This window comes from Vibrio qingdaonensis, from assembly GCF_026191675.1.
In the GTDB taxonomy this organism is placed as follows: Bacteria; Pseudomonadota; Gammaproteobacteria; order Enterobacterales; family Vibrionaceae; genus Vibrio; species Vibrio qingdaonensis.
Window position 1 is genome coordinate 49,686 of sequence record NZ_JAKRRY010000024.1, and the last position, 19,165, is coordinate 68,850.

Consider the following 19,165-nt stretch of genomic DNA (forward strand, 5'->3'; position numbering starts at 1 on the left):
TTTACCTTACCCGTTGATTACAAGAACTCGTCGGCACCACCAGAGAGCATCAACTCTCCACTGTCTGCCATCTTTCTTGCTATGGTCAAAATCTCTTTTTGTGCCGATTCCACATCCGCGACACGTACAGGTGGCATCGCTTCAATATCTTCGCGCATCATATCAGCCGCACGTTTCGACATGTTATTGAAGATCTTCTCTTTAAGGCCATCATCCGCGCCTTTAAGTGCTCGTTGTAGAACATCTTGAGGGACGTCTCTAAGCAGCTTTTGAATGCCTTGATCATCAACCTCAATGAGATTTTCAAATACAAACATAAGATCTTGAATATGAGTCGCCATGTCTTCGTCTTGGTCGCGAATTTGATCCATCAGCAAACCTTCGACATTGTTGTCGAGGTAGTTCATGATCTCGGCCGCCGCCTTCAGGCCACCAATTTTCGCAGCTTGCGCACCAGCTTGACCAGCAAACTGCTTCTCCATAATCTCGTTTAGCTCTGCCAACGCTGAAGGTTGTACTTCTTCTAAATTGGCGATACGCATCATGAGATCAAGACGCACTCGCTCTGGGAATTGAGAAAGAATTTCCGCCGACTGATCGGCTTCAAGATAGGACAATACGATGGTTTGAATTTGCGGGTGCTCATTAATAATGATGCTCGCCACTTGACGAGGGTCCATCCATTTCAATGAATCAAGTCCCTTCGAGCCAGTACCGAGTAAGATCTGGTCGACCAAATTATTGGCTTTATCTTCACCAAGTGCAGCCACCAAAGTATTACGCATGAAGTCTTCACTGCCCATGCCAATATTGGTGTACTTCTGAATGTCTTCAAGAAACGCACGGTGCACGGCACCCACTTTATCTTGGCTCAAGTCGCTTGCGCGAGCCATCGCCCCACCAACACGTTGCACTTGTTTTGGCTCTAAATGGCGAATGATACTAGCGGCGTCTTGTTCATTTAAACTGAGTAAAAGAATGGCGGCTTTTTCTTCGCCACTTATGTTTGAGATATCTACGGTTGATTCAACAACCTGTCCACCATTGCTGGCTACAATTTCATTTGCCATTAGTTCTCAACCATCCAATTTTTCACCACTTGTGCGGCAAGCTCTGGCTCATTCGCCACGAGTGCTCGAACCGCCTTCAAGACGTCTTCATCTTTATGTAAGTTAGGCAGATCAATACCTGTACTAAATTCGAACAGTTCGCTGCCGTCGATATCGCTGCCGATCAAACTGGTCTCACCATCGGCACCGAGCGGTAATCCATCTGGGCCATACAATTGCTCATCGGTATCTTGCGCAGCTGGATTAAGCAATTTCTTCATTGCCGGACGAATCAACACCAATACCACGACAATGATCACCAGTGCACTGGCAAACCATCGAACCCAATCGTTGAAATTCGGGTGTTCCCACAGTGGAACATCCGCCAATTGCTCGGTTACTGGTGTTTCAAAGGTCATACTCAATACATTGAGTAAATCACCACGGCTTTCACTAAAGCCCACCGAACCGATAAGAATTTGTCGAATTGCGGCCAGTTCGGTTTCTGAACGAGGCTCATACGTTACGTCGCCAGTATCCGGGTTCACTTTCGCGCGATTCTTAATCGCTACGGCGACCGTTTGACGATTCACGACACCACTTTGCTTACGCTCGTGACTGATCGTGGTATCAAGTTCAAAGTTGCGTGTGGCTTCTTTGTGCACCGAGCCTTGCCCTAATACCGACCCGTCTTTCATTTGCGCAACGTCAGTTGGAATCGAGGCATCCGCTGGCGGTTGATTACTCAGCGCACCAGGAACCCCAGCCACAGCGTTACCGTTATTATAATCTTCTAACGTATATTCACTTCGCGTCGCTGGCGTATTAGGATCAAACTGCTTACGAGTTTGCTCCACTGCACTGAAATCTAACTCAATATCCACCTGAGCGGTGTAGTTACCAAGTCCTAAAATAGGGATTAGCACCGAATCTATTTTTTCACGCAGCGCTTGTTCTTGGTTTTGCTCAAGCTCTTGCTCTTTTCGCCTTGCTGCAGATGTCGCGTCTTGTGAGCCCGAACTGAGCAGTCGGCCATGTTGATCGGTAACAGTAATTCGCGTGGTTTTCATGCCCGGCACCGCACTTGCCACCATATCAACTACCGAGTCGACTTCCTGACGTTTCAGTACTGAACCTGTAGCCAAGGTTAAAAAGACCGATGCGGACGCTTCTTGATTATGACGAACAAAGACACTTTGCTTAGGAAGAGCCAGCAATACTCGTGCAGTACGAATTTGTTTCATTTGCTCGATGGCTTTGCCAAGTTGACGCTCACGGCTGAGTTTAAGTCGCTCTTGCTCCAAACGCTGAGATACGCCAAAACCCATATCTTGCATTAAGATATCATCGCCAGTATTGGACGCGCGGTTTAGCCCCGCACGCACCATATCTAGCTTTAGGGTATTGTACTGATTAACTGGCACGCTCAACGCATTGCCTTCAAGCTTATATTCGACTTTCTTTTGATCAAGATAGTCGAGCACTGGGATTAACTCTTCTGTTTCGTAAACGCCTAATGGACGCATTTCAGGTTCTTTAACCCAAAAGAACAGCATCACGATAAGCGCGACACAAATAGAAATGGAAAGTACTAAAACAATTTGTCTTAATAGATCGAGATCACCCACTGCTAAATCAAATTTAGAGCTACTTTTCTCGTTAATATCTGGGTTTTGACCTTCTGAAACTAAATTTGAGCTAGCGACTAAATTCGAGTCAGCGCCATCCATTACGGTTACATCTGTTGAATGATTTTCTTGAGCCACTGTCCACTACCTAAATTGACGGTCTACTACCTAAAATAACGGTCTAATACTTAGACTACACGGGCATGTTCATGAGTTCTTTGTAGGCCTCAACAAGCTTATTACGTACTTGGATGGTTGCTTCAAACGCAACACTGGATTTATTTCTGGCGATCATAACATCGGATAACGATACATCAGCATCACCGCGATCAAATCGCATTTGTAAATTACCTGACGATTTTTGCAGTCCATTCACGTTATTTACTGCTTGTGAAAGCATGTCACCAAAATCCGCCCCTACTTGCTGCGCTGTAGGCGTAGCGCGGGCGCTAGATGCTTCAAGCATCATCGCTTGCATCTCGGTATTTAATCCATCAACTCTCATGCTTTCTCACTCACTGTCATTTTATTGACAGCGTCCTTTATTTGTCAGCGCTAAATCAGAAACCAGCAAAAATTATGCCATGAAAGGCATCGGTGTGACTAGCGTCGATAGCGCGAAAACTCGATACTGCGACACGCCTAGTTTGGGATATCTATACCTGCATCACGCATTTTTGCCAATTTGTAACGTAAGGTTCTTGGACTAATGCCTAATTTCTCAGACATATCTTTACGTCGCCCTTCGCACTCTTTTAGCGTTTCTAAAATAATGGCAAACTCCTGATCCCTCAATTCCCCACCCAGTCCTTCACCAATAGACACAGGCTTTTCTAATACCGCAGTTCTATCCGCACCATGACTAGGGTCGGCAATAGGGGCAACGCAAGGCTCAGCCATCGGTAACTCATTGCTCGCATACGAGATCGGATTGGCAACAGCTTGCTGTAAACCTGCCGCATCTTGCCAATCAACGCCCTCTAGCAAGATATGCTCCGATTCAATCATAGCTTGGTCGCATAAGATGAGTGCGCGTTGCACAACATTGTCGAGTTCACGGACATTTCCGGGCCATGGGTATTGCATCAGTTTTGCCATTGCCAACTCGCTAAACTTCGGTACTGGCATGCCTAATTTCTTACAATGTCTTTCGGTTAAATGCGTGGCTAACGGTGCGATATCTCCCGTTCGCTCACGTAATGCAGGCCATGAAATTGGGAATACATTCAAACGATAATAAAGGTCTTCGCGAAAGTTACCCTCTTGGACGTACTGCTTAAGGTCTCGGTTACTCGTTGCAAGAACACGAACATCCAAGGCAATACTTTTACGGCTACCTAAACGCTCCACTTCACGCTCTTGTAACACACGCAATAACTTGGCCTGTAAATTCAGGTCCATTTCGCTGACTTCATCAAGTAAGATGGTGCCGCCCTGCGCTTGTTCAAATTTTCCCGGACACGCTTGAATCGCACCGGTAAACGCCCCTTTCTCATAACCAAACAGTGTGGCTTCCAGCATGTTGTCTGGAATGGCAGCGCAGTTAATCGCCACGAATGGCCCATCCGAGCGCAGTGATTGATTATGGATGTAACGCGACATGACTTCTTTGCCTGAACCACTCGGTCCGAGTACCATGACACTGGCATCCGTTTTGGCGACTTTATCCGCTAGCGCTAATAGTTGGATACTTTTCGGATCGGCAACAATCGCATCGCCATTACTGTCTGACTTGACGGGTGCGTAACGGCTCACCATATTCAGCAGTACTTCTGGTGCAAACGGCTTCGCCATATAGTCAATCGCGCCTTCTTTCATTGCCGCGACCGCATCTTCTATATTGGCGTACGCTGTCATCAGCAAGACGGGTAGATTTGGCCAGTGCTGCTTAATATTTCGCAGCAACGCCAAGCCGCCCATTCCGGCCATTTGCACATCGGATACGACAATATCCACAGGCTGGCTTTTTAGTTTTACTAGGGCATCTTCAGCGCAATCGGCTTCTACCCATTCATAACCCGCGAGCGCCAAGGTATCGACCAAAGCTTCACGCAATCCTTCGTCGTCTTCTACTATCAGTACTTTGCTTTGTGCCATTATTCGTGTCCTTCATTTTTTGCGTCAGAAGAGGATGTCCCTGCAAGGGGTAAGCACATGGTAAAACACGCACCGTCGCCTTCTTCCGATATCAATTCAAGTCGGCCTTCATGAGCACGACAAACCATTTGTACCACAGCAAGACCGAGTCCAGTCCCTTGCGAACGAGTGGTAAAAAAGGGTTCCATAATTCGTTGCTGAAGCTCTTTCGGGATGCCAGGTCCATTGTCCTGTATCGAGATTTTTAGTTCGTCATTCACCGGGCGAAAAAACACGTCAACTTGCGATTCTTTGCCACTAATTTGCACCGCATTTAACACTAAATTACTTAGCGCAGATGCTATTGCATTGGCATTCCCTAGTAGCTCAACGTCGTCATGTTCAACTTCAATAAAGTAATCGATATGATTACTTTTTAAGGTTGTCTCTACCATGGGCTGGTATTCTGCGACTAAGTCCTTTAAAGAAAACCTTTGTACCACTTTGTTGTCGCCACCTTTGGCAAACAACAACATGTCATTCACCTGCTTTTCTAAATCATGCAGTCGATCAACCAGCTTCATTTGAAAACGTGAGCGAGTGGCATCATTGAGATTAGGAGCCCCCAAATTTGAGGCATAGAGCATAGCGCTAGATAGCGGCGTACGAACCTGATGGGCCAATGACGCAACCATTCGACCCAGCGAGGATAAGCGCTGTAAATCACTCACCCTGGATTGTAGTAAGCGAGTTTCGGTGAGATCGGTAATGAGAATTAACTGGCCTGTTGAAGAAGCTGAAATAGCCAAACGTACCTTACGACCATTACGTAACGACACTTCATGCCCATCGTCTTCTTTGGGATCAAACACAACCTGAATAAGATGAAACCATTTTTGTCCAACTAACGGTAGCTCTAGAATTCGATGGGCTTCTGGGTTGGCTTCCCTAACCACTCCTTGCGTATCGAGCAAAATCACACCAGCAGGCATCGCTTCTATCACTTGTTGATAGCGTTCCACCTGAGATTCTAAGGAATCTAAATGCGAGGAGGACGGTGGAGTAGTCGGCTCTACGGCGTCACTAGGCGACGAGTTCATGAGTGAGGCATTCCTTTTGTTATCCCAACGACAGAGGGCAAGCGCCCTTAGAATATACAGTCCCATAAAAAACTTAAGCCCGGTAATGCAAAAAGCATACCAGGCTTAAGTTTTTGTTTTTTAACAATTTAACAGCGTCAAAAAAATGTCGCACGCCAATTTCACGTGACAGCGATCACATTAGCGATTGAGGCTGTACTTACGCATTTTTTCAACTAAAGTCGTTCGTCGCATACCCAACATATCTGCCGCTCGCGCAACAATACCATCTTGTGCATCTAACGCCTGGTTAATCATATTGACTTCCAGTTCCGCGAGCATTTCTTTCAGGTTGACGCCTTCAGGAGGCAGTGCCTGCGGGGCATTATAGTCATCAAGTTGTGGCTCATTAAGGCTAAAATTATCAGCAAAAATGCTATCCAATGCATCGCGCTCTTGTTCTTCCACCGATTTAAAGATATTCATCTCTGGCTGGAACTCAGGAATGTCACTGTAGCGATACTTCACTGGAAGATGGTTAACATCAACCAAACTATTTGGATAAAGAATAACCATTCGCTCTACCAAGTTCGCTAACTCACGAACATTGCCGGGCCAATCATGTTCCATTAGAGAGTTAACCGAACGAGGGGCAAAGCAGATGGGCTGACCACCTTCTGCTTCCAAGCGCGTAAGCAATTCTTGAAGCAATAATGGAATATCTTCTTTACGATCTTTGAGCGATGGCATTTCAATAGGAAACACATTAAGTCGGTAAAACAGATCTTCACGGAAATCGCCACGCTGAATCATACTTTCTAGGTTGCGATGCGTTGCAGCCACTATGCGAACATTGGCTTTTAGCACCGCAGTCCCACCAACACGTTCAAACACACGCTCTTGTAACACTCGCAGTAGCTTCACCTGCATCGACATCGGCATGTCGCCAATTTCGTCCAAGAATAAAGTGCCACCTTCGGCTAACTCAAAACGCCCTTTACGAGAGGTAATCGCGCCCGTAAACGCCCCTTTCTCATGACCAAACAGTTCACTTTCTAATAAATCGGGTGGAATTGCGCCACAGTTAATGGGTACAAACGGCCCACCTCGACGACTTGAGTGGTAATGAATATTGCGGGCAACCACTTCTTTGCCAGTACCTGACTCGCCTAAAATGAGAACATTAGCCTCAGAATTGGCCACTTGCTCGATAAGATGCCTCACATCTTGAATGCCTTTGCTTTGACCAACAAGGCTTCTAAAAAGTGTGTTTTTCCGAGTATTGGAAGGTACTTGTACCCCTTTGCGACCAAGGAACTCTTGGCAGTGACGCAACGCATCACTCAGCTGTGGATAGTTGAGTGGAAGTTCTAACTCACCAACATAATTAGTTAATGGTTCCACAGCCCCAGTGAATTCACTCGTCACTAACAGTGGGATATGGTTGGAATGAGACAATTGGGTGAGTAAGGCGTCAGAAAACGTAGGGTGTGCTAATGCCCCTACAATACACCCTGACCAGGCTTGCGACCAATCAACTTGCTGTATGTCACTCGAAGGAATGGTGACACAATGTTCGCCGACAAACTCTAAAATAGTATTTAGATTCGTTCGAATTTGCTCATCGTCAGCGATGACGAGTAGTTTAGCTAAGCCATGCATCTTTTGAGATTAATGCCTCGATAAAAAGTACGGCCAAAGTGACGTCAAATATCTGTCATGCTGAGCCTAGAGGACAGCACATTTTCCAGCGCTCATTTATAAATTTAATTTTATAAAATAAGTAATTAGAGACAAAAAAACGCCATCTGGCATTGGATGGCGTCTATTCTATTGACAATAACCTTATAAGGCAACTTCATCGCGGCGAGATTAAGAGGTTAATTCCGCTTAAATCCCAACTTCTTCTGCCGTTAAATTATGGAAACCTGCAGGGATTTGATCCCAAGCCGACTTAATTTCCCTGATAATGTCGATAACATCGTCGATTGGTTGAGGATTATTCTCGTGATTGGCTTCTGTGATCTGTGTGATCATAAACTCATATAATTGATCAAGATTCTTGGCAATATCTCCACCATCATCCATTGATAAGCAACTACGAAGTGCGATGATGATGTCCAAGGCTTTGCCAATACGCTCACCTTTGACAGGAATATTGCCTTGCTGCATCGCCGCTTTCGCTTGGATCAGTCTTTCAATAGCACCACCCATCAACATCTGGATAACTTTGTGCGGTGAGGCAGCGCTTAATTGGCTGTCTACTGATACTTTCTTATATGCTTGCAATGAACCACGCATCACTATCCTCTCAAATAAATTTTTGGTACTGCTGCAGCGACTTTTTACCATGTCGGAATTTCCGCAGCGACAGTCCCAATTGTTCGGTTTTAGAATGCATCTTCGCGGTAACCTGCTTGGTCTCTTCCACCGCTAAGCGCCACTCTTCACTCTGCTTTAGACGAGGATTGCGCTCACAAGCCGCAATCAACGTTTTTATAATGTGTTCTCTTATATCGACCAAGGCATGAATTTCTTCAGTATTTAACTCAAGATTATCTAAATGCGATAGTAATTGGTGATCTGTGTCACGCAGTCGGTCAAATATCGTCACTCATCCTGCCTTTTTCTTTCATTAACAGTACGTTATATGTACTACACCGTAAAACTCAAGACAGCGCGTTCATCATGCCCGCAAGCTGCGATTGCATCTTGCCTGTCGCATCTTGCATCGCCGCAAATTTATCGTGAGTGCGTTTTTCCAACCCTTCCATGCGTCGATTTAGCGTGGTTTGATCATCGTTTAAGCTGTAGTTTCGCTCCGTCAGGCTCTTCTCCCGTGTTCGAATTGAACCCGTCACGCCCGTCATGCTGTGAATAGCGTCTTCAACCTTTTTCGCAAAACCATTGTTGCCGCCGAAGAAGTCTTCCAGCTTATTAAAATTATTGTTGAGTTGCTTATCAAGCATTTGATAATTGATCTCAAGGTTACCCTGCCTCGTGGTCGTAATACCAAATTCAGTCAAGGTTTTTAGATCGTCAGGCGCCCCTTCAACCGCACTTGAAAAAACACTTTTCAAGCGGGAGTCAGCACTACGAACGACACTATCACCGGACAATGGCCCCACCTGCCCCGTCGCCGGGTCGACTTTCGCGAGATCAGCGGATACTTGATAAAACTGATTATAGGCAGCAACAAACTGCTCAATATCGGCTCGAACGCTTTGTCTGTCGTATTCAACACCAATTTCCGCAGGGCGCTCTCCAGGTTGAGTTGTGCCCTTCAACGTGAGGTCAACACCTTCAATCGCATCTTCAATGACGTTGTTACTGCTCGCAAGCTCAGCGACACCGTCAAGCACCACTATTGAATCCTGTGCACTTTGTACTTCTGCCATACCTTTATAGATTTGCAGTGAACGCTGCGCTTCCGCAAGTTCAGCTTGAGCCGTCTCCACTTTCTCGATTCGCTCACGCTCTTCTGGGGTGAGCTTTTCGCGCTCTAGCTTTTTCGCTTCTGCTTCTGTCATGTCGCCTTCTGCGACCGCTTTAGCGATTGCCGCCTTTTCTGCTTCAAGCTCTTGTTCTAATTTAGCTTGTGCTTCTTTTGGCGTGACATAGGAGTCGGTCAATGTACCGGAGGCAGTATTACTCCAGCCAGGTACTTCTTTCGATTTTTCTAGCGCTTTTTCATCCAGTTCAGGTTCCGGTGCTTGATACGAATCCATCAGAGTGCCAGATGCGGTTTCCGTCCAACCGGGAATGGTATCCTCTGGGCGGCCAGAATTTGCCTCTTTGCCCTTTTGATTAGCATCGTCGTTAGCTTGCTCACTATCCTTAACTTGTGAGCCTTCCTCAGCTTGGGTGCTTTCGGCTTGTTGCGCTTGTGCACTTGGATCGTCGCTAGTCACCGCATCTTGCGCTGACTCTACGCTATCTTGAGGGGGCAAGCCCAATAAGGCGAGGGCTTCTGATTGTGCATGTTCAAGCTGTTTAACCCGCTGCTCTATCGTCTTATATTCAAAACGATATAAGTCATCGCCTGGCTCTGCCTCAACGTTGATAAGAATACTTTTCTCAGCACCAGATTGGTTAGCGGCGACAATCAAACGAGGGCCGTTCATATCTTTAATGACTGAGGCGCGAATACCGGGGTTATCTCGGGATCCATTGATCGCTCGAACGACATCAATGAGTTTGGAATTTTTGCCTAGGGAGAGGTCGAAGCTGTCTTCGCCAAGGGAAATTTGCAACTTGCCGGGTCCAAAACGAGCATCTTCTGGCACCACGTCAGACGCCACTTTGTGACTCTGGGCAAGTTGCAATACATCGACTGCATATTTGCCAGCAATTGCTTCAGTTGAAGCGGTCGCTGTGACAATACTCTCTTCAGAAGTGTCTACGCTGCGCACTGCAAACGCTTTTTCCTGACGAAAGTTTGCCATTAGGTTTTTCATCGTATCTAGTGACTCTCTGAGCCGCCCATAGGCACTGATACTGGAATCAATTTTAGTGCGTTCATAGTCAATACGTTGCTGTTTAGGCACACGTTCTGCGTTGACTATTTTGCTCACCATGGAATTGATATCCATGCCAGAAGACATCCCTATCGGGCCCATATTCACCAAACCACTTCGAAAGTAATACACGATCGTCACGCAATGCACTCACGCGTGACATATTCAATTAAACTCGCATATCGATACTGACAGAGGCGTGTTTTTCAAGGCGTTCGAGTACGACGAGTAAGTCTTCATCAGGGACCTGGCGGATAATCTCACCGGTATCATTGGCAATAATAGTGACAATATGACGCCCTGAATCTTCATCCATGCGAATCGATAAACTCGTATTCAACGTGGTTAAAAATTCATCCAAGCGTTCCACCATCTTTTCACGCTCGACATCATTGAGATCTCGGCGCTCTTTGGCAATCTGCTGAATAACTTCGGAAGTCTTATCATCTGATAACGCTTCACTCTCGACTTTTTTGCTTGGGTTGACCGTTTGATTTGGCGCTAATTTGCTCGCCAATATCTCATTGGGCTTCCCTTGCGCTGACGCACTTGTTGTATTCTTTGATGCAATTTCTGTGCCACTAGAAGAGGCAAAAGGCTGAATGTTCGATGCGTAGGATGAAATATCCATAACAGTCTCCCGTTTCTAACCTTAATTGCCCAATGCCACCTCATATCCAAATGAATAATGAAATGACATTGGAAATCAACGACTGTCACGGACAGCCGCTAATACGATTTGCCTAAGGTTGTCTTGCCTAGAATTAACCTAGTAAGCTCAATGCAGCTGAAGGCGATTGTTTCGCTTGTGCAAGGATTGAAGTACTTGCTTGTTGCAAGATTTGGTTCTTCGTCATTGCCGTTGTTTCTTTCGCGTAGTCCGTGTCTTTAATACGGCTATTTGATGCATTTACATTCTCATTGATGTTGCTGAGGTTGTTAATCGCATGATCAAAACGGTTTTGGAAAGCACCTAAAGAAGCACGCTCTGAGTCAACATTTTTTAGTGCGCCATCAATAATCGCGACCGCTTCTTGAGCGCCGCCAACAGATGTCACATCAATGTCTTTTACCGTCACGTCTTTTGCATCGCCAATCGTTAAATCAGACGCTAGACTGCCACCAAATTCAACTTCGCCCGCTACTTTTTGAGTAGCAGCAAATAATTGCATTTTGCCATCTTCACTGACCGATGCTTTGACATCTGAGCTTTGGCCATTGATGTAGGTTGCAAGCTGTTCAATGTCGTCGCCTTGTTTTGCACTGATCGACAATTCAACTTCTTCACCTTGCTTATTGGTGTACTTCATTGTCAGATCGGCACCAGCATCAACGCGCCAGCTTGCATCTTTACCTTCTTCCGATGCGTAGCTCTTGCCACCCATCGCAGCAGTATCAGAACGCATGCTGCTCATCGAAAGCATAACCGCTTCGCCAGAATCTGCGCCAATTTGGAAAGATTGCGTACCGTAAGTACCGTTAAGTAGACGATTGCCACCAAATGATGTGGTTTCTGCAATACGGTTTAATTCATCGTTTAGCGCCGTGACTTCTTCTTGAATTGCCACACGCTCTGACTTGGAGTTCGAACCATTGGCGGATTGTAGGGAAAGGTCACGCATACGTTGCAGGATGTTAGTAGATTCATCCATTGCACCTTCCGCAGTTTGTGCAATTGAGATACCGTCATTGGCATTTTTCACTGCCATATCTAAACCACGGCTTTGCGCATTCAAACGGTTTGAGATTTGTAGACCCGCAGCGTCATCTTTTGCGCTGTTGATTTTGTAGCCAGAAGACAGACGCTCCATTGACTTAGTTGTGTTCTCTGCAGCGGTATTTAGATAGCGCTGAGCAGTCATTGCAGACACGTTAGTGTTTACATTAATCGCCATATATAGATCTCCTTAGGCATTTTAGGTAGATGGCCGCCGAGTCTCTCACCTCACGTTGGCACATCTATATCATTTCTCTCATTCCCTTTAACGGCGACGGTTTTAGAACCTTTAGCAAAAAAAAACGATTTTTGACTAATTAATTCAATTGATTGGGCAAATGTGATCCTGATCTGAAATACAAACAAGTATGGCGTTTTGTTGAGTATTTGCATAAAAGCAAAAAACCAGAGCTCAAGGCTCTGGTTTTTATCTTTAAACGCTTAGTAGAAGTAAAGCGTATCGTTAACTCAAGTGCTTAACCTAGTAGGCTCATCGCGGCTTGAGGTGCTTGTTTTGCTTGCGCCAAAATTGAGCTTGAAGCTTGAGAAAGAATTTGATTCTTTGTCATCTCTGTTGTCTCTTTAGCGAAGTCAGTATCTTTAATACGGCTCTTCGATGCATTCACGTTTTCGTTAATGTTATCAAGGTTGTTGATCGCATGGTCAAAACGGTTTTGGAATGCACCCAGCTCTGCACGGTGGCTATCAACGTATTTCAACGCAGAATCAAGAATCGCAACCGACTCTTGTGCACCACCAACGCTTGTCACGTCAATCGTATTCACGGTTACCGCTTGGCCGTCTTGCATGCCTAGCTCACCCGCTAGTGAACCACCAAACGACACTTCACCGTCTACTTTGTTAGTACCGGCAAACATTTGCAGTTGACCGTCTTCATTCACAGAAGCTTTGACTAGATCGGTTTGACCATTGATGTAAGTCGCTAGCTGCTCAATATCATCGCCTTCTTTTGCAGTAATCGCGATATTTTGCTCGGCGCCAAATGTATCCGTTAGCGTGATATTTAGCTCGTTAGAGCCTGCTGCTACGCTCCAATCTTTATCTTTGGCCTCAGCTGCTTGGTAGCTCGTGCCACCCATTTTAGCGTTATCTGAACGCATATCGTTCAGTGTCAGCATAACGGCTTCGCCATTATCAGCACCGATTTGGAACGACTTCGTTCCGTGAGTGCCGTTTAGTAGTTTATTACCACCAAAAGATGTGGTTTCCGCGATACGATTAAGCTCATCATTTAGCGCAGTCACTTCTTCTTGAATCGCCACGCGCTCAGATTTTGAGTTAGAACCATTTGAAGATTGCAGAGACAAATCACGCATACGTTGCAAGATGTTTGTCGTCTCGTTCATTGCACCTTCAGCAGTTTGAGCAATCGAGATACCATCGTTGGCGTTACGCACTGCTACATCAAGACCACGGCTTTGTACGTTCAAGCGGTTAGAGATTTGTAGACCCGCAGCATCGTCTTTTGCACTGTTGATTTTAGAACCTGAAGCCAAACGCTCCATTGACGTCCCTTGCGCTTGACTTGCATTGTTTAGGTAACGCTGAGCGGTCATTGCCGATACGTTAGTATTTACGTTTACTGCCATTGTTGTTTCTCCAATTGATTTTCCGGTGTAGCGGTTTCCGACGTCTCGGAAAACCAAGTAGTTCTCTCAAAGTTAATCCTTTAACGACGCGGTAATGAAAACCTTTAGAAAAAAAGTGCAAAAAAACCAAGAAAATAGCCATTTGATTAGGATTTAGACAAACAGAAAAAAAAGTGTAGAAAAAGGGTAAAGTTTACGTAAACGAGGCCGACAACATCTGGTTTGCCATTTAAATAGAGCAGGAAAAGACGTGAAATTCATCGCTAGCAGAACAGCGTAATGGCAAAACGATAGTGAGAACAAAGATAGTGAAGAAAACGAATTATTCGCGCAGAGAGCGGCTTGTGAGATGGTTTAATGTAAAAGGTTGGCTTTGAAAAAGAAAAAGCCCCTTTTCCTTTGAGAGAACTGGGGCTGGGTGGTCGCCAGAGGCTGCGTGGAGATCAAGAGAAATGAACGCAAACCGGCAAACCGAACATACCTTGTTACCGTATTAGGGCAGGTTGTGAGAGAGAGCCCCAACACCTTCGCAAGATATGCATGCCTGTAAGTGATGATAGATTGCCACGTCTGGCGGCTACCACTCTTACTTAACTTACGCTGTTTACTACTGGAGTAAGGTCATCGCAGAGTTAGGCAACTGTTTCGCTTGAGCAAGAATCGAGGTACCTGCTTGTTGCAGGATCTGGTTCTTAGTCATGGCGGTTGTTTCTTTAGCAAAGTCCGTATCCTTGATGCGACTGTTTGACGCATCAACGTTCTCTTGAACATTGGCTAAGTTATTAATACTGTGGCTTAGGCGGTTTTGCTTAGCACCTAAGTCAGCACGTTGTGAATCCACATACTTTAAGGCCGAGTCGATAACCGAGATACCATTCTGAGAGCCCGCGACCGTGGTCATATCAATATCTTGAACCGTCATTTGTGTCGCTTCATTGCTCAAGCCAAGATCCGAGGCTAAGCCACCAGAAATGGAGAGATCACCTTCTAAATCAGGCTCTGCGATGAAAATCTGCAACTCACCGTTGTCACCAACAGACGCATTCACTTTATCCGACTGACCATTGATGTAAGTGGCAAGCTGTTCAATATCATCACCTTGCTTAGCAATGATATCAATTGACACTTCTTCACCACTCTTCGTGACAAATTCAAACTTCAGATCACTGGCATCAGGTGCCACTGACCAATCTTTGTCTTTGCCGTTTTCAGCTAAGAAAGTCGAACCGCCCATACGGAAGTCATCGGCACGAATGCTTGTCAGACCCATAATCATAGCTTCACCGGAGTTCGCACCAATTTGGAAAGAAGCGTCGCCAAACGACCCATTCAGCAGACGGCGTCCACCAAACGAGGTGGTTTCAGCAATACGGTTCAGTTCAGCTTGAAGCGCGTTGGATTCTTCATTGATCGCTTGACGCTCTGACGGCGAGTTTGTGCCGTTAGAGGATTGAATCGCAAGATCTCGCATTCTTTGCAAGATGTTGGTTGACTCATTCATTGCGCCTTCTGCGGTTTGCGCAATCGAAATACCATCGTTGGCATTACGCATTGCAACGTCCAAGCCTCGCGATTGTGCCGTCAAACGGTTAGAAATTTGCAGACCCGCTGCATCGTCTTTCGCGCTATTGATCTTATGACCAGACGAAAGGCGCTCCATTGAGGTGTTTAAATCCCCAGAAGCTTTATTAAGGTAACGTTGTGCGGTCATTGCCGACACGTTAGTACTTACTGTCACTGCCATTTTGCTCTCCTAAATGAGTTCGCAAACATTCAAGATGGGTTGCGAAGTGGTCAGCATTGCTCTCATAAGGAAATGCACTGACCGACAACATCCATCTGATACCCCGTATCAGATGGAGTATCTATTCATTAAAATAAACCAACGAACTCCGTTAGTCTTATTGATGCTTTCCAAAGTTAATATACAAGTACTATGCCAAAAATTCGCCATTACTCGCACAATTAACAAAATCTTTATTTATCTGTATGTTAGCAGTAGATATTATTACAAATAACAATACTATCGCTGCCGCTTGGTTCTCAGAGGCAATGATAAGGCGGGAATAATTGCCGCTTTATCGACCTACGCTCATATGGCATTGCGCATATGGCAACCGAGGCCGTGACCATTGTCTCTACACTCCAGAGACTTTGCGTTTAAGCGATATGCCCATTGCAAATAAGCTGGAATGAGTGAACTATTACAAATAATTAAACAGCGTTAAGTCTTTGGTTTTACCAAACGCCAGTTGTGAAGCTTGTAACGCTCTCGAATTTTCTTCAAATTCAATCACCGCCTTGGAGTAATCCAAATCTTCGAAATTACTTTTTGAACGAGCCAGTGAAATTTTAAAATCTTCGTTTTGTTGTTCTTGCGTATCTAAGGTACTTAGGCGAACACCCACATCGGTTCTTGCTTTAGTCAGATGTAAGAACGCCGTATGAAACTCTTCGGTCACTCGATGCAGTTCTGCATTCGCAGAGGCATCGGACGCATCAGAATCTAAGGCTTTAATCGCATCTTTAAACGTATCAAAGACACTAAAACTTTCTCTTGGACTAAGCGTAATCGCGTCACCCGCGGTGATCTGCCCCTTCACTCGAAGACTGAAGCCTTCATGCGAAATACCATTTTTGTTATCGTAATCGCCTGCTTTGACTACCGAACCATTTCGTTCTAATTGATAGCCAAACTGCTCGCGTCCCATATCAACAAAGGTAATTTTGTAAATACTGCTATCGTTAGCGTTTTGGTTATACGCTTTATCAAGTAACAATTCCGATGCGTTTTGTAATTGAAAATTTGGCTTATAACCACCAAACGGATTATCCACTTCCATAAACAACTTGCTGCCAGGGTCACTGGTCGGCATTTCCATGCTGTTGGAAATACGCATTTTTCGCTGGTAATCATCCCCGGCATACGCAATACGCCCTTGATTATCGGCGAAAAATGGCTGTGTTTTCGGCTTGGTTCCTGCAAATGTGTAATTGCCGGATTCATCTTGATTATTGGCTAACGCGAGAAAGTTTTTTGCTAACTCTTGCAGTTCTCGTGCTTTGGCTTCCCGGTCTTGGGGTGACAACGCGCCGTTAATCGACTCCATCGTCAAACGCTTTGCTTCATCAGAAAATTGCTCTGTCTCACGCAGCATGACTTCTTGGTGCTCAAGGCGGTTGCGCGACAACACAATCGCATCGGTAAACTGATCTAACTGTTCCGTTTGCTGCCCAACCTTTTGTAGGTAGTGTATTGCTAGCGGATCATCCGCTGGCTTTTGCAACTGTTTTCCCGACGCCAATTGCGCCTGGTTATGATGGATTTTATTTTCTTGTTTACGCATGTCGTTTTGCACAGTCTGATAACTATGAAAACTTGAAATTCGGTTCATCATAAATTAGCGCTCCTACCTTAACTGCAAGATAGTGTCGAAGGTTTCATTGGCGGCTTGCATAACGCGCGAAGACGCCATATAAGCTTGCTGAAACTTCATCATGTTTGCCGCTTCTTCATCTAAGTTAACACCAGAGATTGACGCTACCCGACTTTGTGCTGCTTGATGCTCTAATTCAGCCACTTCTTGCAGTCGTGTCGCGGTTGAAGCCTTTAACCCCACATCAGTATTCAAGTTATGGTAAACATCAATAATGGTTGATTCATGACCATTCATTTTCTTGTCACGCTGAATATCGAACATCTTGCGCAAATTACCGTTATCGCCTTCTGAGTGGGTAAGATTGGCGGTAAATTTATCATTCGGTAATGCGCCTGCCGTCAACTGGAATTCTGTTCCTAATACTGAAACGGGACCAGACGGAGGATAAGGTTGTGGGGCTAACAATATATTGCCTTTCGGGTCCGTTACTGCGAACTCCTTCCCTGTCGGGGAAACCAGTACTTCAAATTCTCGCAGCTGACCTGCGGCAAGCATAGTAAACTTTGCCGTTCCTTGAGCTGACGTCGTCGATGCTTCAAAGCTTTGTGCAGCAATGGCTTTGGGATCATTAGTGTCCATTTGAATTTGTGCCGCGCCATTTCGAGTAGGACGAATCAACAGTTTTTCACCCGCCGCTGGCGCGTTACGAACATCAATGATCATGCCGTCAACGTAAAACGCGCGACCATCAATATTAAGTTCCGCCGTGATGGTTTCACCATCGGGCTTCGTCACGGTGTAATTCGTACCATTATATTTAAGCGCATATTCTCCGCCTTTAAGAGCACTGGTTTCACCAATGTACACCGCTACATCCGCATTCGACTGCGGCGTCGCGACCACGCGAGATTTCGCTATGGCTTCACTATTCGTATCGACAAAAATATCAGCGCCAACCTGACCATTCAGATCAAGCCCCTGATTTTGTAACTTATTAACCTCGAAGCTAAAGGCCGTCGCCACTCGCCCAAGTTCATCCATAATGTACGGAATTTCTTTATCACGTAGCTCAAACATTCCCGCTAATTTACCGCCAATATCTGTCGCAGTAATTGCCTTTATGCCCTTGCCTTCTACCATGGCTAAACGTCGTTGGTGAACGTCGGGATCACCGTCGATCATCTTCAACTGACTGGACTCTGTACCTGATACAAGGGTATGCCCGCTGCCAATATGGACATTAAATCCCTCGGCATTTTTACGCGGTGTGATGGTCACCTTGGTGTATTCGGACAGTTCTTTCACCAAGTTTTCATGTTTATCCATCAGGTCATTATGAGGTCCGGGAGTTTTCATCATTAGTCGATGAATATCGCGGATCTCTACGGCGAGTTGATTCACTCGCTCAACGCCCATTTCTAGCTTTTTATTCGCCGTATCAGCCTGCTGGCGAATGGTTTCATGGACATTGTTAAACGTTTGACGTACCTGATTGGCTTTTTCTAATACCACTTTACGCGCACCAACGTCGTTCGGTGTATCGGCAAGGGTTTTTACGGAGCTGAACCAATCATTTAAATTTTCAGGTATTTTTTTGGAAGCCACGGAAGATAGCATCCCTGACATGAGATCAAGGTTAGCCAAATTCTCGTTACGATAGTTAACTTGTGTCGTTGCCACATTAAGCTCTTTAACGGCAAACTGATCCCAAGAGCGGCGAACATTTTCCACATGCACACCCATGCCGTAGGTCTGACCGCCAAATTGCCTTGGGCTATTGGTGCCTTGCACGACAGACTGTCGGCTATAACCTTCCGTATTTGCATTTGAAATGTTATGACCAGTGGTGTTTAACTGTCTCTGAGCCGTGAGTACACTTTGCGTACCTAAGTTCAGAAGATCTGACGCCATATCGCCCCCAAAAAATAACCATTCGCGTAACTCAATCACAGATTACGCTTAAAGAATCAGCGAACTAGAATCCAGCTCGCCATACAACTTTGCAATATATATGCCAGTATTTATTTATCGGGTCATTTGAGGAAAGGAATGCATTTCAAGGTGACTAAAGCAGGCTCAGAAACCAACAGAGGTAAGTAGGATAATAAT

The 19,165-nt window shown here is 45.5% G+C and carries 15 protein-coding genes; all 15 read right to left on the reverse strand.

Annotated elements, in window-relative coordinates; translation table 11 throughout:
• Positions 1-17: 17 nt before the first annotated feature.
• Positions 18-1,070, reverse strand: a complete 1,053-nt coding sequence (gene fliG, locus MD535_RS16760) for a flagellar motor switch protein FliG (RefSeq protein ID WP_265676179.1) — start codon at positions 1,068-1,070, stop codon at positions 18-20.
• Positions 1,070-2,779 (reverse strand): flagellar basal-body MS-ring/collar protein FliF, encoded by a 1,710-nt coding sequence (gene fliF / locus MD535_RS16765; protein WP_279348310.1) that lies wholly within the window; start codon positions 2,777-2,779, stop codon positions 1,070-1,072. The genes fliG and fliF overlap by 1 nt, the downstream gene beginning before the upstream one ends.
• Positions 2,780-2,870: 91 nt before the next feature.
• Positions 2,871-3,182, reverse strand: coding sequence for a flagellar hook-basal body complex protein FliE (gene fliE / locus MD535_RS16770; protein ID WP_265676181.1), 312 nt, complete (start codon positions 3,180-3,182; stop codon positions 2,871-2,873).
• 137 nt (positions 3,183-3,319) lie between these two features.
• Positions 3,320-4,774, reverse strand: coding sequence for a sigma-54-dependent transcriptional regulator (locus MD535_RS16775; RefSeq protein WP_265676182.1), 1,455 nt, complete (start codon positions 4,772-4,774; stop codon positions 3,320-3,322).
• A complete protein-coding gene (locus MD535_RS16780) occupies positions 4,774-5,853 on the reverse strand; it encodes a sensor histidine kinase (protein WP_265676183.1) in 1,080 nt (359 codons plus the stop codon). The genes MD535_RS16775 and MD535_RS16780 overlap by 1 nt, the downstream gene beginning before the upstream one ends.
• Positions 5,854-6,033: 180 nt before the next feature.
• Positions 6,034-7,494 (reverse strand): sigma-54 dependent transcriptional regulator, encoded by a 1,461-nt coding sequence (locus MD535_RS16785; RefSeq protein ID WP_265676184.1) that lies wholly within the window; start codon positions 7,492-7,494, stop codon positions 6,034-6,036.
• Between the two features lie 228 nt (positions 7,495-7,722).
• Positions 7,723-8,133: a flagellar export chaperone FliS gene (fliS, locus tag MD535_RS16790; RefSeq protein WP_265676185.1), complete on the reverse strand. Its 411-nt coding sequence runs from the start codon at positions 8,131-8,133 to the stop codon at positions 7,723-7,725.
• 10 nt (positions 8,134-8,143) lie between these two features.
• On the reverse strand, positions 8,144-8,446 hold the full coding sequence (locus MD535_RS16795; RefSeq protein WP_265676186.1) for a flagellar protein FliT: 303 nt from the start codon (positions 8,444-8,446) through the stop codon (positions 8,144-8,146).
• Between the two features lie 55 nt (positions 8,447-8,501).
• Positions 8,502-10,457, reverse strand: a complete 1,956-nt coding sequence (fliD, locus tag MD535_RS16800) for a flagellar filament capping protein FliD (protein ID WP_265676216.1) — start codon at positions 10,455-10,457, stop codon at positions 8,502-8,504.
• 61 nt (positions 10,458-10,518) lie between these two features.
• Positions 10,519-10,980 carry a flagellar protein FlaG gene (locus MD535_RS16805; protein ID WP_265676187.1) on the reverse strand — a complete coding sequence of 154 codons (462 nt, stop codon included), beginning with the start codon at positions 10,978-10,980 and terminating at the stop codon, positions 10,519-10,521.
• A gap of 133 nt (positions 10,981-11,113) precedes the next feature.
• The gene (locus MD535_RS16810) at positions 11,114-12,244 is read right to left on the reverse strand and encodes a flagellin (RefSeq protein ID WP_265676189.1); all 1,131 of its coding nucleotides are present in this window, start codon (positions 12,242-12,244) and stop codon (positions 11,114-11,116) included.
• Between the two features lie 298 nt (positions 12,245-12,542).
• Positions 12,543-13,676 carry a flagellin gene (locus MD535_RS16815; protein WP_265676190.1) on the reverse strand — a complete coding sequence of 378 codons (1,134 nt, stop codon included), beginning with the start codon at positions 13,674-13,676 and terminating at the stop codon, positions 12,543-12,545.
• Between the two features lie 607 nt (positions 13,677-14,283).
• On the reverse strand, positions 14,284-15,420 hold the full coding sequence (locus MD535_RS16820) for a flagellin (RefSeq protein WP_265676191.1): 1,137 nt from the start codon (positions 15,418-15,420) through the stop codon (positions 14,284-14,286).
• A 460-nt stretch (positions 15,421-15,880) separates the two neighbouring features.
• Positions 15,881-17,074: a flagellar hook-associated protein FlgL gene (flgL, locus tag MD535_RS16825; protein ID WP_265676192.1), complete on the reverse strand. Its 1,194-nt coding sequence runs from the start codon at positions 17,072-17,074 to the stop codon at positions 15,881-15,883.
• Positions 17,075-17,086: 12 nt separating this feature from the next.
• On the reverse strand, positions 17,087-18,967 hold the full coding sequence (flgK, locus tag MD535_RS16830) for a flagellar hook-associated protein FlgK (protein WP_265676193.1): 1,881 nt from the start codon (positions 18,965-18,967) through the stop codon (positions 17,087-17,089).
• Positions 18,968-19,165: the final 198 nt, after the last annotated feature.